Below are 25,535 nucleotides of genomic sequence, written 5' to 3'. Positions count from 1 at the left end.
AGGGATTCGCCGAGCGGCATGCGATCAGGGTGGTGCCCCTTCATGTTCTCGTCGACGGCGTGGTGTCCCTCGACGGCATCGAGATGGGTCCCGCGGCGCTCGCGGAAGCCTTGGGGCAGCGCAAAATCGTCACCACCTCGCGGCCGACGCCCGCCGAGTTCGTGAAGGTGTTCCGGGCCGCGCTCGCCGACGGCGCCGACTGCGTGGTCTCGGTCAACCTCTCGCGCGAGCTCTCCGGCACCTGGGAGGCCGCGGTCCTGGCGGCACAGGAGGTCGGGCCGGACCGGGTGCGAGTGGTCGATTCGCGCACGACCGCGATGGGCCTGGGGTTCGCCGCGCTGCACGCCGCGGCGGTGGCGGCCGGGGGAGCGGAGCCCGCCGAGGTCGAGGCCGCGGCGGTGGCCGCCGCCGGGCGGTCGGAAACCCTGTTCGTCGTGGAGACCCTGGAGTACCTGCGCCGCGGCGGCCGGATCGGCTCGGCGGCCGCGCTGCTGGGCACCGCGCTGGCGGTGAAACCGGTGCTGCACATGTCCGAGGGGCAGATCCGGCCGCTGGAAAAGGTACGCACGATGAACCGGGCGGTGGCCAGGCTGGTGGAGCTCGCGGTGCGCGCGGCCGGTGAGGACCAGGTCGAGCTGGCCGTGCACCATCTGGCGTCCCATGAGCGCGCGGTCGAACTCGCCGGCCGCATCGAAGAGGCCGTCCCGTGGTCCGGCGGCTGTGTGGTCTCCGAGCTCGGCGCCGTGATCGGCGCGCACACCGGGCCAGGGGTGCTCGGGGTGGTCGTGCAGCGGGTCCAGGGCGTGTCTGGCAAATCAAGTTCGCGGTCTTCGCGTCCAGGCGGCCACTGACGGCAGGGCAGATAACCAGGTACGAGGGCAAATCCCCGCACCGCCAGGAACCACCGGAACACGAAGCCCATCGAACAGATCTACCAGACAGGGCCTAGACGCGGCGGCTTCCCAGCCTCCCACACGACCACGACAGAAACCGCCGGGCAGGATCGTTTCCGTGGTCGATCCATCCCCATCCCCCCGGTTGTCCACAGGCGGCGCGTTCGCCACTGCCGCCCGCCGCCGCGCCGTCGTAGCGTCGATCGTGTGTTCGAGCGATCCGCCCGGGAGCCGGGCTCTCCCCCCAACGCCAGGCTGATCTGGCTGGCCAAGCAGCTGTCCAGGGAACCGGCGCCGGGCGGCCAGGCAGGCCGCCTGGTCCGCCGCTGGGTGCCCGTCGCGGTGACCGGCGACGGCGTGCCGGTGAAACGGCGCTGGTTCGGCGTCGTGCTGGTGGTGGCCGTGGTCGCCGGGGCCGTGTTCGGCGCGGTGGCGCTGCTCGGCGGCAGGCCGGTGGCGGAGGGCCCGCCGTCGCTGCCGGTCGCCAGACCGGTCGCCACCGGCCTGGCGCCCCCGTCCCCGGCGGAGTTGGTGATCAGCGTCGTCGGCAAGGTCCGTTCCCCCGGCCTCGTCACGCTGCCGCCGGGCTCCCGCGTCGCCGACGCCGTTCGCGCCGCGGGCGGCGCGGCACCGGGGACGGACCTGACCGGCCTGAACCTGGCGCGCAAGCTCGCCGACGGGGAGCAGGTGGCGGTGGGCGCCCCGGCGCCCGTCGCCGGGGCGGCCGCGGTGGGCGCCCCGCCCGGCCGGATCGACCTCAACACGGCCACGCCCGAGCAGCTCGACTCGCTGCCCGGCGTGGGCGAGGTCATGGCGCGCCGCATCGTGGAGTGGCGTGCCGCGCACGGCGGGTTCGCCAAAGTCGAGCAGTTGCGCGATGTGGAAGGCATTGGCGAGACCAAATTCAGCAAGCTGCGCGACCAGGTGAGTGTCGGATGAGCACCACGCCGGGCCTGGATCCGGACCGGCCGGTGTCCACCTGGCGCAGCCATGATCTGCGGCTGGTTCCGGCGGCGCTGACGCTGTGGGCCGCCGCGTTGACCGGGCTGCTCTGGGGCTGGTGGTCCGCACTCGCCTGCGGGGCGGCCGGTGTGGCGCTCTCGATCGGCCTGCTGCGCAGCGCCCGGCGGGGCAGGCCGCGCCGGTTCGCCGTGGCGGCCGTGCTGTTGCTGTGCGGGCTCGTGGCGGCGGGTCCGGTCGCGCTCCGGATCCACGACTCCGCCACGGATCCGGTGCGGGAACCCGCCGTCCACGGCACGCCCGCGGTGCTGCGCGTGATGATCACCGAGCGGCCTCGCCCGGTCCGGAGCGCGGGCTACGCCGATCAGCAGGCGGGCACCCGGTCCGTGGTCGTCGCCGCGCGGATCGAGACCGCCGAGGTGGACGGGCGGCCGCTGGCCTCGACCGCCCGCGTCCTGCTGCTCGCGCCGGTGCCGGGCTGGCCGGCCGTGCTGCCGGGCCAGTCCGTCACGGCCTCGGGCAGGCTGGCGCCCGCCCGAGGTGCCGAACTGACCGCCGCCGTGCTCTCGGTGCGCGGTCCGCCCGCGGACGCCGGTGACGTGCCCTGGTGGCAGCGCTCGGCCGAGTCGCTCCGTGCCGGTCTGCGGGAGCTGTGCGCGGTCCTGCCGGAGGAGCCCGCCGGACTGCTGCCCGGATTGGTGGTCGGCGACACGAGCACGCTGTCGCCGCGGGTCGAGCGCGAGTTCACCGCTTCCGGGATGTCCCACCTGAACGCCGTGAGCGGCGGCAACGTCGCGATCGTGTGCGGCGCGGTGCTGCTGATGCTGCGCGCCTTCAAGATAGGCCCGCGGACCTCCGCCGCGGCCGCGGGGCTGTGCCTGCTCGGGTTCCTGGTGCTCGCCGGGCCCGCGCCCAGCGTGCTGCGCGCGGGGGTCATGGGCGGGGTTGGCCTGCTCGCACTCGCCTTGGGGCGTAAGGGTTCCGCGCTGCCCGCTCTCGCCGCCGCGGTCTGCGCGCTGATCGCCTGCGACCCGGCGATGGCGGTCGATTTCGGCTTCGCCCTGTCCGTCGTGGCCACCGCGGGGCTCGTGCTGATCGCCCCGTGCTGGGCGGAGGCGATGGTCCGGCGAGGCGTCCCGCCCGGGTTCGCCGAGGGGCTGGCCGTGCCGCTGGCCGCGTTCGTGGTGACGGCTCCGATCATCGCGGGCATGGCGGGCACGGTCAGTCTCGTGTCGGTGGTGACGAACGTGCTCGCCGCGCCGGTGGTCGCCCCGGTGACCGTGTTCGGGGTGCTCGCCACCGTCACCGGTCCGTGGTGGCCCGACGCGGGCAGGCTGTTCGTCCGGTTGAGCGGGCCCGAGACCCGGTGGCTGATCACCGTGGCCAGGCAGGGGGCGAAGGCACCGGGCGCGGTGGTGGCCTGGCCGGGTGGCTGGTGGGGCGGACTGCTGGCGGTCGCCGCACTGGCCGGGCTGGTGGTCGCGGTCCGGCGTCGCCGGTTCCGGCTGATGCTGGCGGTACTGCTGGCCGGAGCGCTGCTGGTGGTGGTCCCGGTCAAGGTGCTCGCCCCGGCGTGGCCGCCCGCGGGCTGGGCCGCGGTGGCCTGTGACGTCGGGCAGGGTGACGCGGTGGTGCTGGCGACGGCCGAGCCGGGCCGGGCGGTGGTGATCGACACCGGGCCCGAGCCGGGGCCGGTCGACGAGTGCCTGAGCAGGCTCGGCGTGGACAGGATCCCGCTGCTGGTGCTGAGCCACCTGCACGCCGACCACATCGGCGGGCTCGAATCCGTGTTCGAGGGCAGGTCGGTGGGCGCCGTCGCCGTGGGGGCGGGCCGCGCGCCCGGGTGGGCCTGGCGGCAAGTGGCCGAGGTGACGGGCAGGGAAGGTGTGCCGCTGCTGGAACTCGACGCCGGTCAGCGGCTGAGCTGGCCCGGCCTGACGCTCGAGGTGCTCGGCCCGCGCTACGTGCCCGCGCGGGCGGCCGCCGAGCAGGACGGCACCATGATCAACAACAGTTCGGTGGTGCTGCGGGCCGGGACCCCCGCCGGGCGGATCCTGCTCACCGGGGACGTCGAACTGGCCGCACAGGCCGATCTGCTCTCGGCCGGGGTCGATCTGCGCGCGGAGGTCCTGAAAGTTCCCCACCATGGCAGCCGCTATTCACTGCCGGGCTTCCTCGGTGCCGTCGCGCCGCGCGCGGCGTTGGTCAGTGTGGGCGCGGGCAACACCTACGGCCATCCCAGTAAGTCCACAATGGACACCTTGGCGGCGCTCGGGGTTCCGGTGGCCCGCACCGACCAGGACGGCGACGCCGCGGTGGTCGGCGAAGCGCCGGGCCCCGCGATGGTGCGCCGGGGCGAGCCTCGCGGCCCGCCCCGGGGCTGAGGCCCGGGGCAGACACGCCCTAGAAGCCGAGTGCCTCGCTGACGGCGGCGGCGGTCGGCGGCACGGTCGCGCGCGGGCCGACCTTGCCCTCGATGGCGTCCAGGGTCTTGAGCCCGTCGCCGGTGATCAGCAGGACGATCTCCTCGTCCGGGTTGAGCTTGCCGGTGGCGAGCAGCTTCTTCGCCGTCGCCACGGTGACCCCACCGGCGGTCTCGGTGAAGATGCCCTCGGTCCTGGCCAGCAGGCGGATGCCCTCGACGACCTCTTCGTCGCTGACGTCCTCGATCGCGCCACCCGTGCGGTTGACCACGTCGAGCACGTACGGGCCGTCGGCCGGGTTCCCGATCGCGAGCGAGCGGGCGATCGTGTCCGGCTTGACCGGCTGGATCACGTCGTGCCCGTTCCGGAACGCGGTGGACACCGGCGAGCAACCGGTGGCCTGCGCGCCGAACACCTGGTACGGGCTGGCTTCCACCAGGCCGAGCTCGCCGAATTCACGGAAGCCCTTGTCCACCTTCGTCAGCTGGGAACCGGAGGCGATCGGCACCACGATCTGCGGCGGGATCCGCCAGCCGAGCTGCTCGGCGACCTCGAAGGCCAGCGTCTTCGAGCCCTCGGAGTAGTACGGGCGCACGTTGACGTTCACGAACGCCCAGCTCTCGTGCTCGGCCGCGAGCTGGGTGGCGAGGCGGTTGACGTCGTCGTAGTTGCCGTCGACCGCGATCAGCGCGCCGTCGTACACCGCGGTGGTCAGGATCTTCGCGCGCTCGAGCGACTTGGGGATCAGCACGACCGATTCCCAGCCGGCGCGGGCGGCCGCGGCGGCCACCGCGTTCGCCAGGTTGCCGGTCGAGGGACAGGCCAGCACCTTGAAGCCGAACTCGCGGGCGGCGGCCAGCGCCACCGCGACCACGCGGTCCTTGAAGGAGTGGGTCGGGTTCCCGGTGTCGTCCTTGACCCAGACCCGCTTGACGCCGAGTGCCTTGGCCAGCCGGTCCGCGAGCACCAGCCGGGTGCCGCCGGGCTCGGTGTTGGGGATCTCTTCGACGTTGGACGGCACCGGGAGGAGCTTCTTGTAGCGCCAGATGTTGTTGGGGCCCGCCTGGATGTCCTCGCGCCGCACGCGGCCGAAGTCGTAGGCCACATCGAGCGGGGAGAAGTCCTCCGCGGAAACGAACTCCGGCGCCAGTGGCTGCCGGTGACCCTCTTCCTTCGACACCAGTTCGACTGCCGGACCGAGGTCCAGGGTCTTCTTGGCGGAGGTGTTCGTGCCGAGGGCTGCAGTCATCACGAGGTCCTTTCCTCATCTGCCCCACCGAAGCGGGCCGGAATTGGCACCGTGATCGTCAGCTATCCCGCGTTCGCGGAATGACAGGCTGTCGCCGGTTGCCGGGGCTTCGTCGGGCCGTTCCCTCTGCCCCTCTGGATGAGCGGTATTCAGTTTTCGGCGCGCGCCAGGGCGCTGCCTCGGTTACACCGTACGACATACCGATCATTCGGTGCCACGGTGGGCGTCCGGCGTCACCGGAGAGTGCACGCGGACGGGCTAGTGGCAGGATCGTCACCGTGACCGCGCCAGCCACCGTCCCGCCGCCGCTGCATCTCGTTCTCGGTGAGGAAGAGCTGCTCATCGAGCGTGCCGTCCGGGACACCCTGAACGTGTCCAGGGCGATCGACGCCACGGCCGAGCTGACCAGGGTGCGGGTGTCCGAACTCACACTACCCGCGCTCATCGAGCTGGTCAGCCCGTCGCTGTTCAGCGAGGGCCGGGTGATCGTCATCGAGTCCGCCCAGGACATCTCCCAGGAGCTCGCCGACGCGGTGCTGTCCTACGTCGCCCAGCCCGCCGACGGCATCGTGCTGGTCGTCGTGCACACCGGGGGTGGCCGTAGCAAGGCGGGCAAGACGCTGCCCGCCGCCCTGCGCAAGGCCGGTGCCGAGATCACCGAGGTCCCCAAGCTCACCAAACCCGCCGAGCGGGAGTCCTTCATCCGGAACGAGGTCCGCCGCGCGGGCGGCAGGATCGACGCAGCCGGGGTCGTCGCGCTGCTCGACGCGGTGGGCTCTGACCTGCGGGAACTGTCCTCGGCGGCCACCCAGCTCGTCGCTGACGCCGGGGGCACGGTCGACGAGGACGCGGTGCGCCGCTACCACACGGGCCGCGCGGACGTGACCGGCTTCGCCGTCGCGGAGAAGGCGGTGGGCGGGGATCGCGCGGCCGCGCTGGAGTCGCTGCGCTGGGCGACGCAGCTCGGCGTCCCGCACGTGCTGGTCGCCGACGCGCTCGCCGACGCGGTGCGCACCATCGCCAGGGTCTCCGCGGCGGGTCGCGGCAATCCCAACCAGATGGCGGGCGAGCTCGGCATGCCGCCGTGGAAGGTGCGCAAGGCACAGGGCCAGTCGCGCGGCTGGGGCCCCGACGGCCTCGCCACCGCGATGCGGGTGGTGGCCCGGCTCAACGCCGAGGTCAAGGGCGCGGCGGCGGACCCGTCCTACGCGCTGGAGCGCGCCGTGCTGGAAGTCGTCGCCGCGAAGGGCGACAACGGCTGACCCGGAAACACAGAACCCCCGGTGACCGTGGTCACCGAGGGTTCCGGAAGAACAGTTCGATCAGAGCGAGTTGATGCGCTTCGCGATCGCGGACTTCTTGTTCGCGGCCTGGTTGGCGTGGATGACGCCCTTGGTCACGGCCTTGTCCAGCTTCTGGGCGGCGTCCTTCTGCAGCTCCACGGCCTTGGCCTTGTCGCCGGCGTCGGCCGCCTCGCGGAACTTGCGGACCGCGGTCTTCACCGAGGACCGGATAGCCTGGTTGCGCTGACGCGCCTTCTCGTTGGTGATGATGCGCTTCATCTGGGACTTGATGTTGGCCATGAAGGCACTCCCTGTATCTCGGTCCTGCTAGGTGGTTCGTGCCGCGTTTCGGTGGCCCCTGCCGTCAAAGCGACGACGCTGGGTTTCCTCCATGGCGGAATGCCACACGGCAACGAACGGCCAGACTAACAGTCGCCCCGCCACGGCTCGCCGCGGCCTCGGCCCGGGGGAACGGGTACGGTGCGAACCGGGGTGCTTGTGAACGCCACAGCTTTGTCTCTCGTGCTCGTCGCCGCGGTCGTGCATGCCATCTGGAACCTCGCGGCGAAACGTGTTTCCGGCGGCGGGGCCACCTTTGTCTGGCTCTATTACACGATTTCCGCGGTCGTGTTCGTCCCGCTGATCGTCGGTTCCCTGCTGCTGGAACCAGACCGTCCACAGTGGAGCTGGCTGATCGCGGCCGCGGGCACGTCGATCCTGCACGTCGCCTACGGGGTGGTCCTGCAACGCGGCTACGCCGTCGGTGACCTGTCTCTCGTCTACCCGCTCGCGAGAGGCACCGGACCGCTCCTGTCGGTGCTCGCGGCGGTCCTCCTGCTGGGTGAACGTCCAGGGTGGATCGGGCTGGCGGGCGCGCTGCTGATCGTGTCCGGTGTGCTGGTGATCAGCACCGGCGGCCGAGGCGGGCCGGTGTCCGGGTCCCGCCGCGCCGGGGTCGGGTACGGCGTCCTCACGGGCTTCACCATCGCCGCGTACACGCTGTGGGACGCCCATTCGGTCACCGCGCTCGGCGTCCCGCCGGTCGTCTACTTCGGATCGGGAGCGCTCCTGCAGAGCCTCCTCCTCATGCCGTACGCGCTGAAGCGGCGCGGACGCGGCGAGGTCGCCGCGCTGTGGCGTGACTACCGGAAGGAAGCGTTCATCGTCGGCCTGCTGTCCCCGTTCGCGTACCTGCTGGTCCTGTTCGCGCTGAAGATCGCACCGGTGAGCCTCGTCGCCCCGGCGCGCGAGCTGAGCATCGTGCTCGGCGGGCTGGCCGCGTGGCTGATGCTGGGCGAAGCCAACGCCGGACGCCGGTTGGCGGGCTCGGTGATCGTGCTCGCCGGTATCGCCGCGATTGCGGTGGCGTGAACCCATCCGGTAGCTACTGATCCGACCAAAAGTAGGCCGACCCCCGAGCGGCACGTAACCTTTGCCAGAGGGCTATCTGGCCGTGGCTGTGATCGGCTTGGCAACGAACGGCAGAGTATGGCAACCATGGACGTGCTGAGCAGCCGGATCCTCATCCGGCCCCGTGACCACGAAGCCTCGATCACGTTCTACCGCGACACCCTGGGCCTGGCGATCTACTACGAGTTCCCCGGCGGGACCGTGTTCTTCCTCGGCCAGGGTTTCCTCGAGGTGGTCGGCGACGGGGGCACCGGCTCGGGTGACGGCCTCAGCGTCTGGATCCAGGTCCGCGACCTCGACGCCGAACTCGCCGCGCTGGCGGGGCGGGGGCTGGCGCCGGACCGGGAGGCCCGCCTCGAGCCCTGGGGCCTGTACGAGGCGTGGGTCTCCGACCCCGAGGGCACCAAGATCATTCTCGTGGAGATCCCGCAGGGGCATCCCCTGAGGACGGATCTGCGGACGGGGATCGCCTAGGCCGGTTTGCGGGCGCGCAGCTGGGCCGCCAGCGTCCCGAGGCCCGGCGGCTGCCAGGTCCAGGTCTGCAGGTCGGTGAAGCCCGCGGCGGCGGCTTCGTCGGCGAGCTCGTGCCGTGTGACCGGAAGCCACTTTTCGTGTGCGGAGAGCAACAACCGCCCGCCGGGCCGGAGCACGCGGAACAGCTCGGCGAGCGCGGCGGGCCGGTTTTCCCACAGCTGGACGTTGTTCACGCTCAGCACGACGTCGACCGCGTCGTCGGCCTCGCCGGTCTCCGCGGCCGTGCCTTTCCGCAGCTCCACGCCGTCGCCGCAGCGGTGACGGCTCAGCGCCAGCATCTCTTCGGACGGGTCGACGCCGACCACCCGCCCGGCCTGTTCCGCCGCCGCTTTCAGGCCAACCCCGGGTCCCGGGCCGACGACCAACGCCGTTTCCTCCGGTGTGAGCCGGGCCACTTCGACCAGCCGGTGTTCGGTGGCGGCGTTGCCCCAGGCCATCAGCAGACCGCCGAGATGGCCGAGAAAACCTTGGGGATGGCCGAACGCCCTGTCCAGTGCCTGCGTCTTCGATGTGCTCATACTTCGAGGTCACCACGACCCGCCACGGCCCGCATCGGGGATGACCCCCAATCGCACCCGGAGCGGCATGGGACGATAGAGGTGGCACCACCCCGACCTTCGCGAGGACCACACGAGTGACGACGTTCGCCGACACCACCTTCACGCCGCCGGAACTGATCCGGAACTTCTGCATCATCGCGCACATCGACCACGGCAAGTCCACCCTGGCCGACCGGATGCTGCAGCTCACCGGCGTGGTCGAAGGACGGGACATGCGTGCCCAGTACCTCGACCGGATGGACATCGAGCGGGAACGCGGCATCACCATCAAGGCGCAGAACGTGCGCCTGCCGTGGCAGCTGGACGGCCAGGACTACGTGCTACACCTGATCGACACCCCCGGCCACGTCGACTTCACCTACGAGGTCTCCCGTGCGCTCGAAGCGTGCGAGGGCGTGATCCTGCTTGTCGACGCGGCGCAGGGGATCGAGGCCCAGACGCTGGCCAACCTGTACCTCGCGCTGGAGAAGAACCTCCACATCATCCCGGTGCTCAACAAGATCGACCTGCCGTCCGCGGACCCGGACAAGTACGCGGGTGAGATCGCCCACCTCATCGGCTGCGAACCCTCGGACGTGCTGCGGGTCTCGGCGAAGACCGGGGTCGGCGTCCGCGAGCTGCTCGACGAGGCCGTGCGCCAGGTGCCGCACCCCGTCGGCGACAACGACGCCCCGCCGCGCGCGATGATCTTCGACTCGGTCTACGACACCTACCGCGGCGTGGTCACCTACATCCGCGTGATGGACGGCCGGATCACCCCTCGCCAGCGGATCCGCATGATGTCCACCAACGCCACCCACGAACTCCTCGAGGTCGGCATCATCTCGCCGGACCCCAAACCGAGTGTCGGGCTCGGCGTCGGCGAGGTCGGCTACCTCATCACCGGGGTGAAGGACGTCCGCCAGTCGAAGGTCGGTGACACCGTCACCTCCGAGCGCAACGGCGCGACCAAGGCACTGGCCGGTTACCGCGAGCCGAAGCCGATGGTCTATTCCGGGCTCTACCCGGTCGACGGTTCCGACTACCCGGTGCTGCGCGAGGCGCTGGACAAGCTCCAGCTCAACGACGCGGCGCTCGACTACGAGCCGGAGACCTCGGTCGCGCTCGGTTTCGGGTTCCGCTGCGGGTTCCTCGGGCTGCTGCACCTGGAGATCACCCGGGACAGGCTGGAGCGCGAGTTCAACCTCGACCTCATCTCGACCGCGCCCAACGTGGTGTACGACGTGGTGCAGGACGACGGCAAGAAGATCCACGTCACCAACCCGTCCGACTGGCCGACCGGCAACAAGATCGACAAGGTGCTCGAGCCGGTCAGCAAGGTCTCCATCCTGGCGCCGTCGGAGTTCATCGGCACGATCATGGAGCTGTGCCAGGGCAAGCGCGGCGCGCTGCTGGGCATGGACTACCTGTCCGAGGACCGGGTCGAGCTGCGGTACAACATGCCGCTGGGCGAGATCATCTTCGACTTCTTCGACACGCTGAAGTCCCGCACGCGCGGGTACGCCTCGCTGGACTACGAAGAGGCGGGCACGCAGGCCGCGGAGCTCGTCAAGGTCGACATCCTGCTGCAGGGCGAGGGCGTCGACGCGTTCTCCGCGATCGTCCACAAGGACGACGCCTACGCCTATGGGAACCGCATGGTGAACCGGCTGCGTGAGCTGATCCCGCGGCAGAGCTTCGAAGTGCCGATCCAGGCCGCCATCGGCGCCCGGATCATCGCCCGCGAGACCATCCGCGCGATCCGCAAGGACGTGCTCGCGAAGTGTTACGGCGGTGACATTTCGCGTAAGCGCAAGCTGCTGGAGAAGCAGAAGGAAGGCAAGAAGCGGATGAAGACCGTCGGCCGGGTCGAGGTCCCGCAGGAGGCCTTCGTCGCCGCACTGTCCACTGAGGACTCCGGCAAGACCAAGAAGTAGTTCTCGGAGAAAGGCCCCCGGACCACTCGGTTCGGGGGCCTTTTCCTTGTGTGCGCTAGGCGCGGCTCGCGCGTAGCGCCTGCTGGAGGACGTCCAGTGCCCGGTCGAACTGCGCCGGGTCGACCTTCGACTTGCTCTTGGACGGCGGCAGTTCGCTTCGGTTCCGCTGGTCCCAGCGCACCACCCTGGTCTGGATCCACTCGCTGTCGGTGGTCACGATCCAGACGGCCGGCCAGCAGGTGCTGCCGCCCAGCAGGTGTTGCCGCCCAGCAGGGTGGAGGGCGCGGTCGTGATCTCGGAGATCGTGCTCCAGCCGAAGGTGCCGACACCGCCGCCCCGGACTTGCAGGCCCTGCTGGTTGACGGAGATGGCGACGCGCCCGCGCCACGTGATGCCGAGGATGCCCGCCATCCCGGCGATGCCGATCAGGGCGAGCACCGGAGTTCCGTTGCCCACCCAGGTTCCGGCGGTGAGCACCACCCCGAACGCACCGAGACCGATCAGTTAGAGGGCGTCCGGAAACTGATGTCATGGCGTCCAGTTTGGTGCCTAGGGCCGCGTGAGTCCCCTTCAGTCGCGACCCCAGGCTTTGCCGTGTGCCCTGATGGGAGCCTTCACGGCGTCTAACGCTGTCATGGTGGCCTTCAGGGGCACGCGTGAAACGGTCATGGCGGTATGAAACGGGCGAATGAGTCAGTTCTCAGACGCGTTCTCAGACCTTCGCGGCCTTGCGCGTGCTCGCCGTCAGAAGCACTTGCTGCCACTCTGCCATGCGGCGAGTATGCCCGATTCCGGCGGTTTCGCGGTCAGCTGTTGCCGCTCAGCCTGGTGGCGGAGATGAACACGGCGACGCGGCGTTCCCCCGCCATCACGCGGTCGTACTCGGCCCAGTCGTCGTGGGTGCCGGTCGCCGCGACGAACACGTCGCGCAGCAGTTTCGGCAGCCCGGCGGCGTCGAAGTCGGGATCCGGATCGTCCGGGCCGATCAGATGTGTCGCGCCCTGTACGGAAACCCATTCCCAGCCGCGCCGGAAGACGACGGTGGCATGCCCGTTGCGGCGCAGCAGGTCGAGTTTGCGCGCCCCGCCGATACCCACGAAGGCGACACTGGGATTGCCGGTGATCGGGTCATCGATCACTCCGGCGTTGACGATCGAGGCGTGCACAGTGCCGTCCGTGCGGGTGGTGGCGATTGTCGCCAGCCCGTGTTCGGCGAGGGAGAGTGTGCGCACGAGTTCCAGATCTGCGGCCATAGGGCAGCGTAGCGCAAGTGTTTTGACCGGTGCGCTCACGGACTCGTGGCGGCGGAGGCCCTAGTGGTGGCGGCAAAAACGTGGTGGTCGGCAAAAAACGTGGTGGTCGAGGTTGGTGGTCGGGGTTGGTGGTCGGCGGGGAGCGGCTGTGGTTGGGCTATCGTCGGTCTGGTGTTTGAGAATCTCCGTTTTCCGCTGATCGCGGCCCCGATGGCGGGCGGGCCGACCACGCCGGAGCTGGTGGCCGCGGTGAGCGCCGCCGGTGGGTTCGGCTTTCTGGCCGGGGGTTACCTGACCGCGGACGCGCTCGACGAGAAGATCGCCACGACGGCTGAGCTGACCGGCGGGGCGTTCGGGGTGAACCTGTTCCTGCCCGGCGCCCGTTCGGCGGCCGACCTCACCGCGCATCGTGAACGCCTGCTCGCCGAGGCGATCCGCTATGGCGTCGAACTCGGTGAACCGCGGTGGGACGACGACGCGTATCCGGCCAAGCTGGCCGTCGTGATCGAGCGCCGGGTGCCGGTCGTCTCGTTCACCTTCGGCGCGCCGGCGGCCGAGGAGGTGCGGCGCCTGCACGACGTCGGCAGTCAGGTGGTCGTGACCGTGACGAATCCCGATGAAGCCGTGCTCGCCGCCTCCTCGGGCGCGGATGCCTTGTGCGTACAGGGTTTCGAGGCGGGCGGACATCGGAGCCTGTTCGCCGACGACCCCGGCTCGCCTGCCGGGGGAGAGCAGTACGGCCTGCTGGCGCTGCTCCGGCTCGTCGCCGCGAAGGTGACCCTGCCGCTGATCGCGGCGGGCGGGCTCGTGCACGGCGCGGACATCGCCGCGGTGCTGGCCGCCGGTGCCGTCGCCGCCCAGCTGGGCACGGTTTTCCTGCAGGCGGACGAGGCCGGGACACCGCTCGCCCAGCGCCACGCGCTCGCGGCCGGGGACCGCCGGACGGCGTTCACCCGCGCTTTCAGCGGCCGTCCCGCCCGTGGCCTGGTGAACCGCGTGCTCAGCGACCTGTCCGCGGACGCGCCCGCGGCGTATCCGCAACTTCACCACCTCAGCAAGCCGGTGCGTGCCGCGTCCGCGAAGGCGGGCGACCCGGAGGCGATGTCGCTCTGGGCCGGGCAGACCTACCCACTCGCGCCCGCGGGCCCCGCCGCGTCGATCGTGGACCGCCTACGCGCCGAGGCGCGCGAAGCGCTTTCGCGGGTGGAGCGGCTTCGCTGACGAAGCGGGCCTCCGAAGCGGGATGAACGGGCCGTTCATGGCAAAAACGCCATAGACGGCCCGTTCATCTCGCGGGAGGGGGTCAGTCGGTGGACTCGGGGTCCGAGCCGCGTTTGGCCAGCGCGGAGTGGCTGCGGCTGTAGCCGAAGTAGATGACCATGCCGATCGCGAACCAGATGGCGAAGCGCAGCCAGGTCTGCCACTGCAGGAACGTGATCAGCCAGAGCGAGAAGAACACGCCGATGATCGGGACCACCGGCATCCCGGGGGTCTTGAACGTGCGCGGCAGGTCCGGCTGCTTGTAGCGCAGCACGATCACCGCGACGCACACCACGACGAACGCCAGCAGGATGCCGATGTTGGTCAGCTCGGCGGCCTCGCCGATCGGCAGGAACCCGGCGATCAGGGCGGACGCGCCGCCGAGGATCCAGGTCATCCGGCTCGGGACCTTGCGCACCGGGTGGGTCTTCGAGAACCACTTCGGCAGCAGGCCGTCGCGGCTCATCGAGTAGCCGACGCGGGTCGCGCCCATCAGGAAGGTGAACAGCACCGTCAGGATGCCGATGATGGCGCCCGCCGCGATCACCGCGCCCAGCCACGGCAGCCCGACGGATTTGAACGCGCTGGAGAACGCGCTGGTGGGGTTGATGTCCTTGAAGTTCACCATGCCGGTGAGCACCAGGCAGGCGAGGACGTAGAGCACCATCGAGATCGCCAGCGAGTAGAGGATCGCCTTCGGCATGTGCTTGGTCGAGTCCTTCGACTCCTCGGCCGCGGTGGACATCGCGTCATAGCCGAACACCGCGAAGAACACCGTCGCCGCGCCGGTGAACGCGCCGGAGAGGCCGAACGGGAAGAAGTTGTCGTAGTTGCCGGTGTTGATGTGGAACGCGCCGACCACGATCACCAGTATCACCAGCGCGACCTTCAGGTACACCAGCAGCGTCTCGAACCGGGCCGCGTTCTTCATGCCCTGGTTGAGGATGAACGCGATCAGCAGGCACAGCAGCACCGCGAACAGGTTCACCTTGTACGAGCCGGCCGCGACCTCGCCGACCTTCTCGGTGCCGGGCGCGCCGGACATCCACAGCGGCAGCTTGATGTCCAGGAAACCCAGCAGGTCGTTGAAGTAGCCGGAGATGCCGATCGCGACCACCGACACGATCGCGGTGTATTCGAGCAGCAGGTCCCAGCCGATGAACCAGCCGACGATCTCGCCCAGCACCGCGTAGCCGTAGGTGTACGCCGAACCGGCGCGGGGGATCAGGCCCGCGAACTCGGCGTAGGAGAAGGCCGCCGCCGCGCTCGCGATTCCCGCGATCAGGAACGAGATCAGCACCGCGGGGCCGGCGGTCTGGTTGGCGACCGCGCCGGCGAGGGAGAAGATCCCGGCGCCGATGATGCCGCCGACGCCGATCGCGGTCAGCTGGCGCAGGCCGAGCGTGCGTTGCAGGCCGACGCCCTCGCTGCCGTCGTCGATCTGCTCGATCGGCTTGCGTCGGAAGACCCCTGAGCTCGTGCCGGGGTCGTGTGGAGCGGACATCATTGTCTCCCAAACCGGTGGTCGTGTGCCGGGCCCGGTGAGGGGCCCAACGGCGGACCGTACTGGACTCGCGCCCCGGGAGCTATCCGGCGGCGGTGTCCTGCCCGAAGAGACCGGTGACATTGTCCGTTCGCCGGGTGCGGCTCACGCCGGCGGCGAAGTAGCCGAGCAGTTCCGAAAGCTCGATCGGGTCGTCCAGCTGCGGGCAGTGGCCCCAGTTCTCCCGCACGAGCAGCCTGCTGTGCGGGACCAGCGCGTGCAGCTGACGGCCGGAGGCCGCGGTGACCAGCTTGTCCTTGCCACAGACGACCACCAGCAGCGGGACGCGGACCGAGTCCAGCTGGTACGCGGTGGCCAGCTCGGACACCAGCTGCCTGGCCTCTTCCAGGCGGGCCGTGGTGGCGCGGTAGTCGGGGAACAGCGCGGTGAACCGGCGGACCTGCTCGACGTCCGCGGTGGCCGAGTCGGCGTAGAGCAGGCGGGGGACGACCTGTTCGGCGACCGCGCGAACCAGGAACCCGGGGATCGGCAGCGGCAGGGCGGAGTAGAGGCGCAGTGGCAGCGGGTACTTCGCGACCGTGCGGACCAGCCACGAGTCGACGAACCCCGGCGCGGCGATCGAGGCCACCCCGGCTATCGGCAGCCGGGGATTCTGGGCGGCCCGCAGGCTCATCGTGCCGCCGAGGGAGTTCCCGGCGAGGACCACCGTGCCCAGCACGGCCTGCTCGCGGATGACGGCGGCGGTGAAGGCGTCGAGCTGGGGGAGCATCGGGCCCGGCCGCAGCGGCTGGGCCTCGCCGAAGCCCGGGAGGTCGACCGCGATGGCCGGGACGCCCGCCTCGGCGAACAGGGCGAGGACCGGACGCCAGGTGTCCGCGCTGTCGCAGTAGCCGTGCAGCAGGACCAGCCGTGGCGCCGTGGGCCGGGTGTGGGCCCTGGCCGGCGTGCGTTTGCCCAGACCGCGACGGGGGACGCGGTCCTCGGGTTCGGCGACCGGCGGCCCGACCTCGAGCACCCGCGTGCGCACCCCGGCGAAGCGCCGGTAAGAGACCCGGATGTCACCCGGATCCGTGGGGTGCGGGCCGGCCGGGGTACCCGGTGCGGGCCGCTGCGTCGCGGTCATGTCTACAGGATATCGAACGAAGGTCGCGTTTTGCTGGAATTTCGGGCACAACTAGGGCATTTTCGGGACTTCCGGCAGTGCTCTGGCGGAATCGCCAGGTCGCTGGTTTTACTGACAGGGCTGGAAAGTAAGCCCTTTCCGGCCGGGTCACCCGCTCGGGTCACTACCGCTGGGGGTCTAGACCACCATTCGGCCTAGTGCGTGAACACGATCTTGCCCGCGGTCTCGCCGTCGAGCATGTTCCGGAAGCCCTGTGCGGCGTCGGTGAACGGGAGCTCGGCGCCGATCTGGGGCCGCACCCCGGTGAGCTCGAGGTAGGACAGCAGGTCGGCCAGCTCTTCGCGGGTGCCCATGGTCGAACCGGTCACGCGCAGTTGCAGGAAGAACACCCGCTGCAACTCCGCGTTCGCGTCCGCGCCACTGGTCGAGCCGGACACCACGATGATCCCGCCCGGTTTGAGCGATTTGACCGAATGAGACCAAGTCGCCTTGCCGACGGTCTCGAACACCGCGTCGACCCGCTCGGGCAGCCGGGCGCCGGACTCGAAGGTCTGGTGCGCACCCAGGCTCTCGGCCAGGGCGCGCTTGTCGTCGGTGCGGCCGGTGACCCACACCCGGAAGCCCGCGGCGCGGCCGAGCTGGACCAGCGCCGTCGAGACGCCGCCGGAGGCGCCCTGCACCAGCATCGTCTGGCCGGGCCGCAGACCTGACTTCACGAACAGCATCCGGTAGGCGGTCAGCCAGGCGGTCCCCATCGTGGCCGCTTCGGCGAAGGACAGCGAGGACGGCTTCGGCACCACGTTGCGCGCGGGCACGACGGCCTGCTCGGCGAAGGTGCCCTGGTGGACCTCGGTGAGCAGGCTGCGCTTCGGGTCGAGGGTGTCGTCGCCCTGCCAGCCGGGCGCGTTGATCACCGAGTGCACGACGACCTCGGTGCCGTCGTCGAGCGTGCCCGCGCCGTCGCAGCCGAGGATCATCGGGAACTTGTCGGGCTTGATGCCGACCCCGCGCAACGTCCAGAGGTCGTGCATGTTCAGGCTCGCGGCCTTGATGGTGACCCGGACCCAGCCGTCGGGGACCTCGGGTTCGGGGCGCTCCCCGACGACGAGCGAGTTCAGGGGGTTCTCGGCGTTGGGCTCCTGCGCGTACACGGCGAACATGTCTGCAACCTACCTGGCCCGCGCCCGTCCGGCAGCGAGGCGGGCGTAGGATCACAGCGTGGTCAACGGGCTGGCGGATTGGTGGGACGGGGCTGAGCTGTGGCTCGCCCAGCAGTGGTTCCCGGTGCAGTTCGTGCTGGTCATCGTCGTGGTGGTGCCGTTGTGCCTGGCCGCGGCCTGGGTGATCGACAAGCTGGTCGACAGGGTCGCCGGCCTGTTCGGCACGGGCCGCGACGACCACCGCCCGGACCACTCCTAAGCTGCCTGACCATGGTCAACCGAAGGCGGATCACCGCCGCACTGATCGGTCTGCTCGTCCTGGTCGTCGGCGGCTGGTTCGTCAAGAACGCGGCCAGTGACGACACCCCGGCCGGCGCGCCCGCTTCGACCGGCGCGCAGGCCACCAGCGGGAAGGCCACGCAGGGTTCGTCGAAGCTCGCCGGGAGCGACTCCGGGCTGGCCGTCAAACCCCTGTCCGCGCTGCCCGCGGAGGCCAAGGACACCTGGAAGCTGATCCAGGCCGGTGGGCCGTACCCGTACCCGCGCAACGACGACGTCGTGTTCGAGAACCGCGAGAAGGTCCTGCCGCGCAAGCAGGCCGGGTACTACCACGAGTTCACGGTCAAGACGCCCAAGAGTCCCGATCGCGGGCCGCGGCGGCTGATCGCCGGCCAGGCCAAGGAGCTGTTCTTCACCGAGGACCATTACGCCTCGTTCGTCGTCGTGGATCCGGGCCGATGAGCGCGGCGGAGCAGGCCGACTCCCAGGAAACAGCCAAGGAAGCGGCCGAGCACGCGTACACCCGCGGCGCGTATCCGCACGTCCTGGACGGGCGGCGCGCCGTCGACAAGACGAGCACGCTGAGCGCGATCGCCGAGGCGCTGTCGTTCCCGGACTACTTCGGGCACAACCTGGACGCGCTCTATGACTGCCTCACCGACCTGGCGTGGCTGCCGGTAGGCGAGCACGTGCTGATCTGGGCCGGTTCGGACGCGCTGCGCGCGAAGGAACCGAAGGCCTACCTGGCGATCCGGAGCGTGCTCTCGGACGCCCAGCGCGCGTTCGATCCCGGTGATTCCCGGCGGTTCAGCGTGGTCCTCACCGACTCGTAGCCCTCGCTGCGTCCGCCCCGGTGTGCGGGGCGGGACGCGGCGGCAGGGTTCAGGACTCGGGGACCCAGCTGGGCTTGCGCTTCTGGGCGAAGGCGGTGATGCCCTCCTGGCCTTCTTCGCTCGCGAAGAAGCCCGCGGACAGCGCGTTCATCGCCTCGAAGCCTTCGCCGGGGGTGGCCGGGCGCGGCCTGCTGAGCAGTGCCTTGGTGGCGGCCAGTGCCTTCGGGCCGCCGAGGGCGAGTGCCTTGACGTACCGGGCGACCTCGCCGTCGAGCTCGTCGGCGGTGACGGCGGAGTTGATCAGGCCGATGTCCACCGCGCGCTTCGCGTCGAAGACGTCGCCGGTCAGGAACAGCTCGTGCGCGGCGCGCGCGGACAGGCGCGGCAGCACGGTCAGCGAGATGACGGCCGGGACGACCCCGATCCGGACCTCGGAGAACGCGAAGGTCGCCTCGTGCACGGCGACCGCGATGTCGGTGGCCGCGACCATCCCGATCCCGCCCGCCCTGGCGGGCCCGGCCAGCCGCGCGACCACCGGTTTCGGACTGGTCCACAGCTGGTCCAGGATCTTCGGGAACTCGTTGACCCCCTGGTCACCGGACCCCGCCCCGCGTGCTTCCTTGAGGTCCATGCCCGCGCAGAACACCGGCCCGGTGTGCGTCAACACGATGACGCGCACGGCGTCGTCGTCACGCGCTTTCGCCAGCGACGCGCTCAGCTCCCGCCGCAGCCGCGCGGACAGCGCGTTGCGGTTGTGCGGGGAGTCCAGGGTGATCGTGGCGGTGCCGCCCACCACGTCGTAGTGCACCAATTCGTCAGCCATGGCCACACCTTCGCACACCGTCCCCACGGCAGCCGGTGTGATCTTCGTCGTGACCCCGGCAAGTCCCTGAAGGCCATCCTTGATGGCGTCCCCACGCGACGGCGTCTAACGCCGTCATGGTGGCCTTCAGGGGCAGTTCTAGCCGATGGTGGTGGTGGTGGTGAGCGGGACGGCGGCGGCCGTGTAGCGGTCGAGGACCAGCCCGGCGACGCGGGGATCCGGGCCGAGCGGGCCCGCGACGAGCACTGAAGGGTCGGCTTCGCGGGCGAGGGCGGCGATCCGGTCGGGCAGCAGGCCCGGCGCCAGGAACCAGCCCGCGACCGCGAGCCGCCGCGCGCCGAGCGAGCGCAGGGTGGCGATCGCGGCGGGCACGCCGGGTGGTGACGCGCTGGCGAACGCCGGTGCCGTCCGCAGGCCCCGCGCGGTCCAGCGGGCGGCGATCGCCGCGACGGCGTTGTTGGCCGCCGGGTTCGACGAGCCGACCGCGCCCAGCACGACGCCGAGTCCGGGGTCGGCCAGGTCGGCGCCCGACTCGGCCAGCCGGTCGAGCGCGACGGCTTCCAGCGCCGGGTCGACGCCCAGGACGTCCGAGATCGCCACGGTCAGGCCGGGGCTGCCGCCGCGGACCTCCTCGACCAGCGCGGGAAGGTCGACCCGCGCGTGATAGGCCACGCCGAGCAGCAGGGGCACCACCACGATCTCGCGGTGCCCCTCGGCATACAGCCCGCGTAGCACGTCGGTCAGCCGAGGCTCCGAGAGGTCCAAAAAGGACTCCCGGAGGTCGCCCCCCGGCGCCAGCGCGCGGACGGCCCCGATCAGCTCGCGCACGGTCTGTGCCGAACGCGGATCGCGGCTGCCGTGCGCGACGGCGACGAGGGGGACGCTCACGCGAACCGCTCGCCGACCATTCCCGCGGCCAGCGTGTCGCCGTCCTTCGGGTCGATCACCAGGAAGGCGCCGGTGCGGGGGCTGGTGCCGTAGTCGTCCACACCGATCGCCTCGGCGAGGCGCAGGGTGACCTGGCCGATGTCGTTCAACGCCAAGGAATCCGGTGCGGCCACACTGGACAGCGCCTGCTCGTCGAACCGGGCGTGCAGGTCCTCGACGAACGCCTGCACCGTCCGGGCGCCATGCTTGACCAGTACCCGGGCCCCGGCCTGGAGCGGCTTGGCCGAGAGCCAGCACAGGGTCGCCGTGATCTCGTCGCTGACCTCCGGCGGCCGGTCCGCCGACGCGATCAGGTCGCCGCGGGCGATGTCGAGCTCGTCGGCCAGCAGAAGCGTCACCGAGGTCCCGGCGCCCGCTTCGTCCAGCGGGCCGTCGGCGGTGTCGATGCGTTCGACCTTGCTGCGCAATCCTTGCGGCAGCACGATTATCTCGTCGCCCGGACGCACGGTCCCCGCGGCGATCTGACCCGCGTAGCCCCGGTAGTCGGGATAGTCCGCGGTGCGCGGCCGGATCACGTACTGCACCGGGAACCGGAACGCCGAATCGTGCGGATCCGGCGCGACGGGCACCGTTTCCAGGTGCTCCAGCAGGGTCGGCCCGGAGTACCACGGCGTCTTGTCCGAGTGTGTGGCCACGTTGTCGCCTTCGAGAGCGGACACCGGCACGGCCAGCACCGAGCCCCGGGCGTAGCCGAGCGACTCGGCGTGCGCGGCGAACTCCTCCGCGATCACGGTGAAAATGGCCTCGTCGTAGCCGACCAGGTCGATCTTGTTCACCGCCAGCACCAGGTGCGGGACGCCGAGCAGCGCGAGCACGGCCGCGTGGCGGCGGGTCTGCTCGATGACACCTTTACGTGCGTCTACCAGCAGCACCGCGAGCTGTGCGGTGGACGCGCCGGTGACCGTGTTGCGGGTGTACTGCACGTGGCCGGGGGTGTCCGCGAGCACGAAGCTGCGGCGCGGGGTCGCGAAGTACCGGTACGCGACGTCGATGGTGATGCCCTGCTCGCGCTCGGAGCGCAGGCCGTCGACGAGCAGCGAGAGGTCCGGTGTGGACAGTCCTTTGTCGACACTGGCCCGGGTGACCGCGTCCAGCTGGTCGGCGAGCACGGATTTCGTGTCGTACAGCAGCCGCCCGACGAGGGTGGACTTCCCGTCGTCGACGCTGCCCGCCGTGGCGAGCCTCAACAAGCTGCTCATCAGAAGTAGCCCTCTCGCTTGCGGTCTTCCATGGCGGCTTCGGACATCCGGTCGTCGGCACGTGTCGCGCCGCGCTCGGTCAGCCGGGAAGCCGAGACCTCGGCGATGACCTCGTCCACAGTGGACGCCGTGGACTCGATCGCGCCGGTGCACGAGCCGTCGCCGACGGTCCGGTACCGCACGGTGCGCTCGCTCATCTGTTCGCCGGGACGCGGGCCGCCCCACGGGCCTTCGGCGAGCCACATGCCGTCGCGGAGGTAGACCTCACGCTGGTGGGCGTAGTAGATCGACGGCAGGTCGACCTTCTCCCGCGCGATGTAGTTCCAGACGTCGGCCTCGGTCCAATTGGACAGCGGGAACACCCGGACCTGCTCGCCGGGACGGTGGCGTCCGTTGTAGAGGTTCCACAGTTCCGGCCGCTGGCGGCGCGGCTCCCACTGGCCGAAGGAGTTGCGCAGGCTGAAGATCCGCTCCTTCGCCCTGGCGCGCTCCTCGTCGCGGCGGCCGCCGCCGAACACCGCGTCGAACTTGTTGTCCGAGATCGTGTCCAGCAGCGGTGTGGTCTGCAACGGGTTGCGCAGGCCGTCGGCGCGTTCCTCGAGCCGTCCGTCGTCGATCCAGTCCTGGACCTTCGCCACGACCAGGCGCAGCCCGTGCTTCGCGACGACGCGGTCGCGGAACTCGAGGACCTCGTCGAAGTTGTGCCCGGTGTCGACGTGCAGCAGCGGGAACGGCACCGGCGCGGGCCAGAACGCCTTGATCGCCAGGTGCAGCAGCAGCGTCGAGTCCTTGCCGCCGGAGAAGAGGATCACCGGGCGGTCGAACTCACCCGCTACCTCGCGGAAGATGTGGATGGCCTCGGATTCGAGCGCGGCCAGGTTGTCTTGTGCCGCATCGGTGGCGGGCTCGAGCGTGGTCATGGATTCCCTCTCAGCCGTGCAAACCGCACTCGGTCTTGGACTGGCCTGCCCACCGGCCGCTGCGCGGGTCTTGCCCCGGCGCGACCTTCGCGGTGCATGGCGCGCAGCCGATCGACAGGTAGCCCACGGACACCAGCGGGTTTTCGAGAATCCCGTGCTCGCTGATGTAGCCGGCGAACTCGTCGTCGCTCCACGCCGCGAGGGGGTTGATCTTGACCAGGCCGTTGCGGTCGTCCCAGGCGACTATCGGGGTGTTCGCGCGGGTCGGCGCGTCGACCCGGCGGACGCCGGTCACCCAGGCGGAGTACTTCGCCAGGGTGTTTCGCAGCGGCACGACCTTGCGCAGCTGGCAGCACAGCGTCGGGTTACGTTCGTGCAGCTTCGGGCCGTGCTCGGCGTCCTGTTCGGCGACGCTCTGCGCGGCCTGCGCGTTGACGATCCGGACGCCGGGGTACACCGTCTGCACGGCGTCGCGGGTCCCGATCGTCTCGGCGAAGTGGTAGCCCGTCTCGAGGAACAGGATGTCCACATCGGACTTGACCTTGGTGGCCAGGTCGATGAGCACGGCGTCCTGCATGTTCGACGCCACGATGAAGTCGTCGCCGAAGTGCTCGGCGGTCCAGCGCAGTGCTTCTTCAGCCGTGGCTTCGGAGAGCTCCTGGGAAGCCCGTTCCGCCAGCGTCTTGTAGTCCGCAGTGGCTGTCACTTGCTCACCTCCGGTAGGGACAGGCCGAGGAACTTGACCGAAAAGACCCGTCGACAGGCCGAACACAGCCAGCCGCCGTTCTCTTCCGGCCTGAGATCCTCATCGCCGCAATAGGGGCAGTAGAAGGGGTTCGCTCGTTCGGTCACTGCAGGACGCTCTCCTCGGCGCGGGCCGCCCACGGCGCGAACCGCTCGCCGGGTTCGCGCCCGGCGACGTACGCGCGGACGATCCGCTCGACGTAGCCGGTCAGCTCCGCGCTGGTGACCTTGTGGCCGCGCAGTTTCCGGCCGAAGCCGGTGTCGAGGCCGAGCCCGCCGCCGAGGTGCACCTGGAAGCCCTCGACCTGGTTGCCCTCGGCGTCGGTGACGATCTGGCCCTTGAGCCCGATGTCCGCGGTCTGGATGCGGGCGCAGGAGTTGGGGCAGCCGTTGAGGTGCACGGTGACCGGGGTGTCGATCTCGGCCTGGATGTCGGCGAGCGACTGCTCGAGGTCGGTCACGAGGTCCAGCGCGCGGGCCTTCGTCTCGACGATCGCCAGCTTGCAGAACTCCAGTCCGGTGCAGGCCATGATGCCGCGCCGCCACGGCGACGGGTTGGTCTCCAGGCCCAGTTCGGACAGCTCGTCCCGCAGTGTGGCGAGTTCAGCCCGCGGCACGTCCAGCACGACGAGCTTCTGCTGCGGGGTGAGCCGGACCCGGTTCGACCCGGCGCGCTCGGCGGCCTTGGCCACGGCGACCAGCTTCGCGCCGGACACCCGGCCGGCGATGGGCGCCGCGCCGACGTAGAACCTGCCGTCGACCTGTGGGTGCACGCCCACGTGGTCGATCGGCTTCGCGGGGACCTCGGGCGCCGGGCCGTCGATCAGCTCGCGCTTGAGGTACTGGGTTTCGAGCACCTCGCGGAATTTTTCGGCGCCCCAGTCCTTGACCAGGAACTTGATCCGCGCCCGTGCCCGCAGCCGCCGGTAGCCGTAGTCGCGGAAGACGCTGATCACGCCTTCCCAGACGTCGGGGACCTCGTCGCGCGGCACCCAGGCACCCAGGCGCTGGCCGAACATCGGGTTGGTGGACAGCCCGCCGCCGACCCAGACGTCGAAGCCGGGGCCGTGCTCCGGGTGGTTCACGCCGACGAACGCGACGTCGTGGATCTCGTGGGTCACGTCGGACTGGCCGGAGATCGCCGTCTTGAACTTACGCGGCAGGTTGGCGTATTGCGGGTCGCCGATGTAGCGGCGCTTGATCTCGTCGATCGCCGGTGTGCCGTCGATGATCTCCTCGGCGGCGATGCCTGCCACGGGGGAGCCGAGAATGACACGGGGGCTGTCGCCGCAGGCCTCCATCGTGGTCATCCCGGCCTTTTCGAGCTTCTCCCAGATCGCCGGGACGTCCTCGACCTGGATCCAGTGGTACTGGATGTTCTGCCGGTCGGTGATGTCGGCGGTGTCGCGGGCGTAGTCCTGCGAGATCTCGCCGAGCACGGTCAGCTGGTCGGTGCTCAGGATGCCGCCGTCGAGGCGGACCCGGAGCATGAAGTAGCTGTCGTCGAGCTCCTCGGGCTCCAGCGTCGCGGTGCGGCCGCCGTCGATCCCCGGCTTGCGCTGCGTGTAGAGGCCGAACCAGCGGAAGCGCCCGCGCAGGTCACCGGGGTCGATCGCGTCGAAGCCACGGTGGGCGTAGATGTTCTCGATCCGCGCGCGGACGTTGAGCGGGTTGTCGTCCTTCTTCGAGCGCTCGTTCGGGTTCAGCGGCTCCCGGTAGCCGAGAGCCCACTGCCCTTCGCCCCGCTTCTGCTTGACGCGCGGGGCGCGGCTGGGTGTTTCGCGCGTGGGCGAGGCCATGGGTGTCCTCCGGCTGGGTGCAAGGCAGCGACACCGGCACACCGCAGGGGCGCTGCGCGGGTGTCGCTGCCTGGTCCGTCTTCGAGTGCGGTGGTGGTGGCAGGGAGTCAGCGGTGCTCGGCACAGAGTGCGCTCGCCACGCGCTGGAGATCGACGTGGCGACGGGCCACGAGGCGAACACCGGCACGAGTCACTCCGCCAGCGTGCCATGTGCCCAGAATGTGGTCCAGACGTGCCCGAATACTGGGAAACGGCAGGCGGCGGCCCCAGCGGGACGACGTTCGCGCTGGTCAGGGGCTTGGTTTTCCGGAGTGTCGCTCTTGAGTGCCGGAGGGAGTGTGACGCAGAACGCCTCGGCTGTGCAGCTCGTCCCACTCTGAGGACACCCCCTCGCCCGCGTCGAACCTGTCGTCACAGCAGACCCGACGGCGCCGCCCGCCCGCGACCTCGATCGTGCTGGCC

General features: G+C 70.4%; 28 protein-coding genes and 1 riboswitch. Of the genes, 11 read left to right on the top strand and 17 right to left on the bottom strand.

Annotation, left to right across the window (positions count from 1 at the left end; translation table 11 throughout):
* From QMK34_RS18510 to QMK34_RS18500, 3 genes are all read left to right on the top strand, one after another.
* The coding region (locus tag QMK34_RS18510; RefSeq protein WP_326415305.1) for a DegV family protein at window positions 1–851 on the top strand (851 nt) is incomplete at its 5' end.
* Between the two features lie 249 nt (window positions 852–1,100).
* Window positions 1,101–1,832, top strand: coding sequence for a ComEA family DNA-binding protein (locus tag QMK34_RS18505; RefSeq protein ID WP_326415304.1), 732 nt, complete (start codon window positions 1,101–1,103; stop codon window positions 1,830–1,832).
* Window positions 1,829–4,237 carry a ComEC/Rec2 family competence protein gene (locus QMK34_RS18500; protein WP_326415303.1) on the top strand — a complete coding sequence of 803 codons (2,409 nt, stop codon included), beginning with the start codon at window positions 1,829–1,831 and terminating at the stop codon, window positions 4,235–4,237. The genes QMK34_RS18505 and QMK34_RS18500 overlap by 4 nt, the downstream gene beginning before the upstream one ends.
* A 19-nt stretch (window positions 4,238–4,256) precedes the next feature.
* Here QMK34_RS18500 and thrC read toward each other — a convergent pair whose 3' ends face one another.
* Window positions 4,257–5,525 (bottom strand): threonine synthase, encoded by a 1,269-nt coding sequence (thrC, locus tag QMK34_RS18495; RefSeq protein WP_326415302.1) that lies wholly within the window; start codon window positions 5,523–5,525, stop codon window positions 4,257–4,259.
* A gap of 12 nt (window positions 5,526–5,537) precedes the next feature.
* A riboswitch (SAM riboswitch) is annotated at window positions 5,538–5,670 on the bottom strand.
* Window positions 5,671–5,803: 133 nt separating this feature from the next.
* On the opposite strand from thrC, the gene holA reads away from it, so the two are divergent.
* Window positions 5,804–6,787, top strand: a complete 984-nt coding sequence (gene holA, locus QMK34_RS18490; protein ID WP_326415301.1) for a DNA polymerase III subunit delta — start codon at window positions 5,804–5,806, stop codon at window positions 6,785–6,787.
* Between the two features lie 60 nt (window positions 6,788–6,847).
* On the opposite strand, the gene rpsT is transcribed toward holA, so the two are convergent.
* Window positions 6,848–7,108 carry a 30S ribosomal protein S20 gene (rpsT, locus tag QMK34_RS18485; RefSeq protein WP_326415300.1) on the bottom strand — a complete coding sequence of 87 codons (261 nt, stop codon included), beginning with the start codon at window positions 7,106–7,108 and terminating at the stop codon, window positions 6,848–6,850.
* 198 nt (window positions 7,109–7,306) lie between these two features.
* Here rpsT and QMK34_RS18480 point away from each other — a divergent pair, with 198 nt between their 5' ends.
* Together QMK34_RS18480 and QMK34_RS18475 are read left to right on the top strand one after the other, a co-directional pair.
* The gene (locus QMK34_RS18480; protein ID WP_326415299.1) at window positions 7,307–8,179 is read left to right on the top strand and encodes a DMT family transporter; all 873 of its coding nucleotides are present in this window, start codon (window positions 7,307–7,309) and stop codon (window positions 8,177–8,179) included.
* Between the two features lie 126 nt (window positions 8,180–8,305).
* Entirely contained in the window at window positions 8,306–8,692 is a 387-nt protein-coding gene (locus tag QMK34_RS18475; RefSeq protein ID WP_326415298.1) for a VOC family protein, read from the top strand.
* On the opposite strand, the gene QMK34_RS18470 is transcribed toward QMK34_RS18475, so the two are convergent.
* The gene (locus tag QMK34_RS18470) at window positions 8,689–9,270 is read right to left on the bottom strand and encodes a class I SAM-dependent methyltransferase (protein ID WP_326415296.1); all 582 of its coding nucleotides are present in this window, start codon (window positions 9,268–9,270) and stop codon (window positions 8,689–8,691) included. The genes QMK34_RS18475 and QMK34_RS18470 overlap by 4 nt on opposite strands.
* A 116-nt stretch (window positions 9,271–9,386) precedes the next feature.
* On the opposite strand from QMK34_RS18470, the gene lepA reads away from it, so the two are divergent.
* Entirely contained in the window at window positions 9,387–11,228 is a 1,842-nt protein-coding gene (gene lepA, locus QMK34_RS18465) for a translation elongation factor 4 (RefSeq protein WP_326415295.1), read from the top strand.
* Window positions 11,229–11,283: 55 nt separating this feature from the next.
* On the opposite strand, the gene QMK34_RS18460 is transcribed toward lepA, so the two are convergent.
* The 3 genes from QMK34_RS18460 to QMK34_RS18450 all read right to left on the bottom strand — a co-directional run bounded on the left by QMK34_RS18460 (window position 11,284) and on the right by QMK34_RS18450 (window position 12,481).
* Window positions 11,284–11,445 carry a hypothetical protein gene (locus QMK34_RS18460; RefSeq protein WP_326415293.1) on the bottom strand — a complete coding sequence of 54 codons (162 nt, stop codon included), beginning with the start codon at window positions 11,443–11,445 and terminating at the stop codon, window positions 11,284–11,286.
* Entirely contained in the window at window positions 11,442–11,705 is a 264-nt protein-coding gene (locus QMK34_RS18455; RefSeq protein WP_326415292.1) for a hypothetical protein, read from the bottom strand. The genes QMK34_RS18460 and QMK34_RS18455 overlap by 4 nt, the downstream gene beginning before the upstream one ends.
* Window positions 11,706–12,034: 329 nt before the next feature.
* Complete coding sequence (locus tag QMK34_RS18450) at window positions 12,035–12,481, bottom strand: pyridoxamine 5'-phosphate oxidase family protein (RefSeq protein ID WP_326415291.1); 447 nt, start codon at window positions 12,479–12,481, stop codon at window positions 12,035–12,037.
* Window positions 12,482–12,652: 171 nt separating this feature from the next.
* Here QMK34_RS18450 and QMK34_RS18445 point away from each other — a divergent pair, with 171 nt between their 5' ends.
* On the top strand, window positions 12,653–13,702 hold the full coding sequence (locus tag QMK34_RS18445; RefSeq protein WP_326415290.1) for an NAD(P)H-dependent flavin oxidoreductase: 1,050 nt from the start codon (window positions 12,653–12,655) through the stop codon (window positions 13,700–13,702).
* Window positions 13,703–13,784: 82 nt separating this feature from the next.
* Here QMK34_RS18445 and QMK34_RS18440 read toward each other — a convergent pair whose 3' ends face one another.
* From QMK34_RS18440 to QMK34_RS18430, 3 genes are all read right to left on the bottom strand, one after another.
* A complete protein-coding gene (locus tag QMK34_RS18440; RefSeq protein ID WP_326415288.1) occupies window positions 13,785–15,245 on the bottom strand; it encodes an amino acid permease in 1,461 nt (486 codons plus the stop codon).
* 82 nt (window positions 15,246–15,327) lie between these two features.
* Complete coding sequence (locus QMK34_RS18435; protein ID WP_326415286.1) at window positions 15,328–16,368, bottom strand: alpha/beta fold hydrolase; 1,041 nt, start codon at window positions 16,366–16,368, stop codon at window positions 15,328–15,330.
* A 194-nt stretch (window positions 16,369–16,562) separates the two neighbouring features.
* On the bottom strand, window positions 16,563–17,528 hold the full coding sequence (locus QMK34_RS18430) for a quinone oxidoreductase family protein (RefSeq protein ID WP_326415285.1): 966 nt from the start codon (window positions 17,526–17,528) through the stop codon (window positions 16,563–16,565).
* A 58-nt stretch (window positions 17,529–17,586) separates the two neighbouring features.
* On the opposite strand from QMK34_RS18430, the gene QMK34_RS18425 reads away from it, so the two are divergent.
* Genes QMK34_RS18425 through QMK34_RS18415 form a run of 3 tightly spaced genes read left to right on the top strand, consistent with a single transcriptional unit; the run spans window position 17,587 to window position 18,640 of the window.
* On the top strand, window positions 17,587–17,787 hold the full coding sequence (locus tag QMK34_RS18425) for a hypothetical protein (protein WP_326415284.1): 201 nt from the start codon (window positions 17,587–17,589) through the stop codon (window positions 17,785–17,787).
* 11 nt (window positions 17,788–17,798) lie between these two features.
* A complete protein-coding gene (locus QMK34_RS18420; RefSeq protein ID WP_326415283.1) occupies window positions 17,799–18,269 on the top strand; it encodes a ribonuclease domain-containing protein in 471 nt (156 codons plus the stop codon).
* The gene (locus QMK34_RS18415; RefSeq protein WP_326415282.1) at window positions 18,266–18,640 is read left to right on the top strand and encodes a barstar family protein; all 375 of its coding nucleotides are present in this window, start codon (window positions 18,266–18,268) and stop codon (window positions 18,638–18,640) included. Before QMK34_RS18420 ends, QMK34_RS18415 begins: the two co-directional genes overlap by 4 nt.
* A gap of 49 nt (window positions 18,641–18,689) precedes the next feature.
* Here QMK34_RS18415 and QMK34_RS18410 read toward each other — a convergent pair whose 3' ends face one another.
* The 8 genes from QMK34_RS18410 to QMK34_RS47855 all read right to left on the bottom strand — a co-directional run bounded on the left by QMK34_RS18410 (window position 18,690) and on the right by QMK34_RS47855 (window position 25,267).
* Window positions 18,690–19,463 carry an enoyl-CoA hydratase-related protein gene (locus tag QMK34_RS18410; RefSeq protein ID WP_326415281.1) on the bottom strand — a complete coding sequence of 258 codons (774 nt, stop codon included), beginning with the start codon at window positions 19,461–19,463 and terminating at the stop codon, window positions 18,690–18,692.
* 138 nt (window positions 19,464–19,601) lie between these two features.
* Complete coding sequence (locus QMK34_RS18405) at window positions 19,602–20,351, bottom strand: sirohydrochlorin chelatase (RefSeq protein WP_326415280.1); 750 nt, start codon at window positions 20,349–20,351, stop codon at window positions 19,602–19,604.
* A complete protein-coding gene (locus QMK34_RS18400) occupies window positions 20,348–21,610 on the bottom strand; it encodes a sulfate adenylyltransferase subunit 1 (RefSeq protein WP_326415279.1) in 1,263 nt (420 codons plus the stop codon). Before QMK34_RS18400 ends, QMK34_RS18405 begins: the two co-directional genes overlap by 4 nt.
* Window positions 21,610–22,530 (bottom strand): sulfate adenylyltransferase subunit CysD, encoded by a 921-nt coding sequence (cysD, locus tag QMK34_RS18395; protein ID WP_326415278.1) that lies wholly within the window; start codon window positions 22,528–22,530, stop codon window positions 21,610–21,612. Before cysD ends, QMK34_RS18400 begins: the two co-directional genes overlap by 1 nt.
* A gap of 10 nt (window positions 22,531–22,540) precedes the next feature.
* Entirely contained in the window at window positions 22,541–23,236 is a 696-nt protein-coding gene (locus QMK34_RS18390; RefSeq protein ID WP_326415276.1) for a phosphoadenylyl-sulfate reductase, read from the bottom strand.
* Window positions 23,233–23,382, bottom strand: a complete 150-nt coding sequence (locus QMK34_RS18385) for an Insertion element protein (protein ID WP_326415274.1) — start codon at window positions 23,380–23,382, stop codon at window positions 23,233–23,235. The genes QMK34_RS18390 and QMK34_RS18385 overlap by 4 nt, the downstream gene beginning before the upstream one ends.
* Complete coding sequence (locus QMK34_RS18380) at window positions 23,379–25,073, bottom strand: nitrite/sulfite reductase (protein WP_326415273.1); 1,695 nt, start codon at window positions 25,071–25,073, stop codon at window positions 23,379–23,381. Before QMK34_RS18380 ends, QMK34_RS18385 begins: the two co-directional genes overlap by 4 nt.
* A gap of 107 nt (window positions 25,074–25,180) precedes the next feature.
* Window positions 25,181–25,267, bottom strand: a complete 87-nt coding sequence (locus QMK34_RS47855) for a putative leader peptide (RefSeq protein WP_442785172.1) — start codon at window positions 25,265–25,267, stop codon at window positions 25,181–25,183.
* Window positions 25,268–25,535 lie beyond the last annotated feature (268 nt).

It is taken from the genome of Amycolatopsis sp. H20-H5 (assembly GCF_035828755.1).
Taxonomy (GTDB): Bacteria; Actinomycetota; Actinomycetes; order Mycobacteriales; family Pseudonocardiaceae; genus Amycolatopsis.
The sequence above is the reverse complement of the archived record's forward strand: the minus strand, read 5'-3'. Positions and strand labels throughout refer to the sequence as shown.

Excerpts from the sequence above, each read along its gene's own strand:
- QMK34_RS18380 (WP_326415273.1), bottom strand. The coding sequence starts at position 25,073 with ATGGCCTCGCCCACGCGCGAAACACCCAGCCGCGCCCCGCGCGTCAAG.
- QMK34_RS18415 (WP_326415282.1), top strand. The coding sequence starts at position 18,266 with ATGAGCGCGGCGGAGCAGGCCGACTCCCAGGAAACAGCCAAGGAAGCG.
- QMK34_RS18435 (WP_326415286.1), bottom strand. The coding sequence starts at position 16,368 with ATGACCGCGACGCAGCGGCCCGCACCGGGTACCCCGGCCGGCCCGCAC.
- QMK34_RS18440 (WP_326415288.1), bottom strand. The coding sequence starts at position 15,245 with ATGTCCGCTCCACACGACCCCGGCACGAGCTCAGGGGTCTTCCGACGC.
- QMK34_RS18430 (WP_326415285.1), bottom strand. The coding sequence starts at position 17,528 with ATGTTCGCCGTGTACGCGCAGGAGCCCAACGCCGAGAACCCCCTGAAC.
- QMK34_RS18470 (WP_326415296.1), bottom strand. The coding sequence starts at position 9,270 with ATGAGCACATCGAAGACGCAGGCACTGGACAGGGCGTTCGGCCATCCC.
- QMK34_RS18410 (WP_326415281.1), bottom strand. The coding sequence starts at position 19,463 with ATGGCTGACGAATTGGTGCACTACGACGTGGTGGGCGGCACCGCCACG.
- QMK34_RS18450 (WP_326415291.1), bottom strand. The coding sequence starts at position 12,481 with ATGGCCGCAGATCTGGAACTCGTGCGCACACTCTCCCTCGCCGAACAC.
- QMK34_RS18475 (WP_326415298.1), top strand. The coding sequence starts at position 8,306 with ATGGACGTGCTGAGCAGCCGGATCCTCATCCGGCCCCGTGACCACGAA.
- QMK34_RS18500 (WP_326415303.1), top strand. The coding sequence starts at position 1,829 with ATGAGCACCACGCCGGGCCTGGATCCGGACCGGCCGGTGTCCACCTGG.
- QMK34_RS18400 (WP_326415279.1), bottom strand. The coding sequence starts at position 21,610 with ATGAGCAGCTTGTTGAGGCTCGCCACGGCGGGCAGCGTCGACGACGGG.
- QMK34_RS18420 (WP_326415283.1), top strand. The coding sequence starts at position 17,799 with ATGGTCAACCGAAGGCGGATCACCGCCGCACTGATCGGTCTGCTCGTC.
- rpsT (WP_326415300.1), bottom strand. The coding sequence starts at position 7,108 with ATGGCCAACATCAAGTCCCAGATGAAGCGCATCATCACCAACGAGAAG.
- thrC (WP_326415302.1), bottom strand. The coding sequence starts at position 5,525 with ATGACTGCAGCCCTCGGCACGAACACCTCCGCCAAGAAGACCCTGGAC.
- cysD (WP_326415278.1), bottom strand. The coding sequence starts at position 22,530 with ATGACCACGCTCGAGCCCGCCACCGATGCGGCACAAGACAACCTGGCC.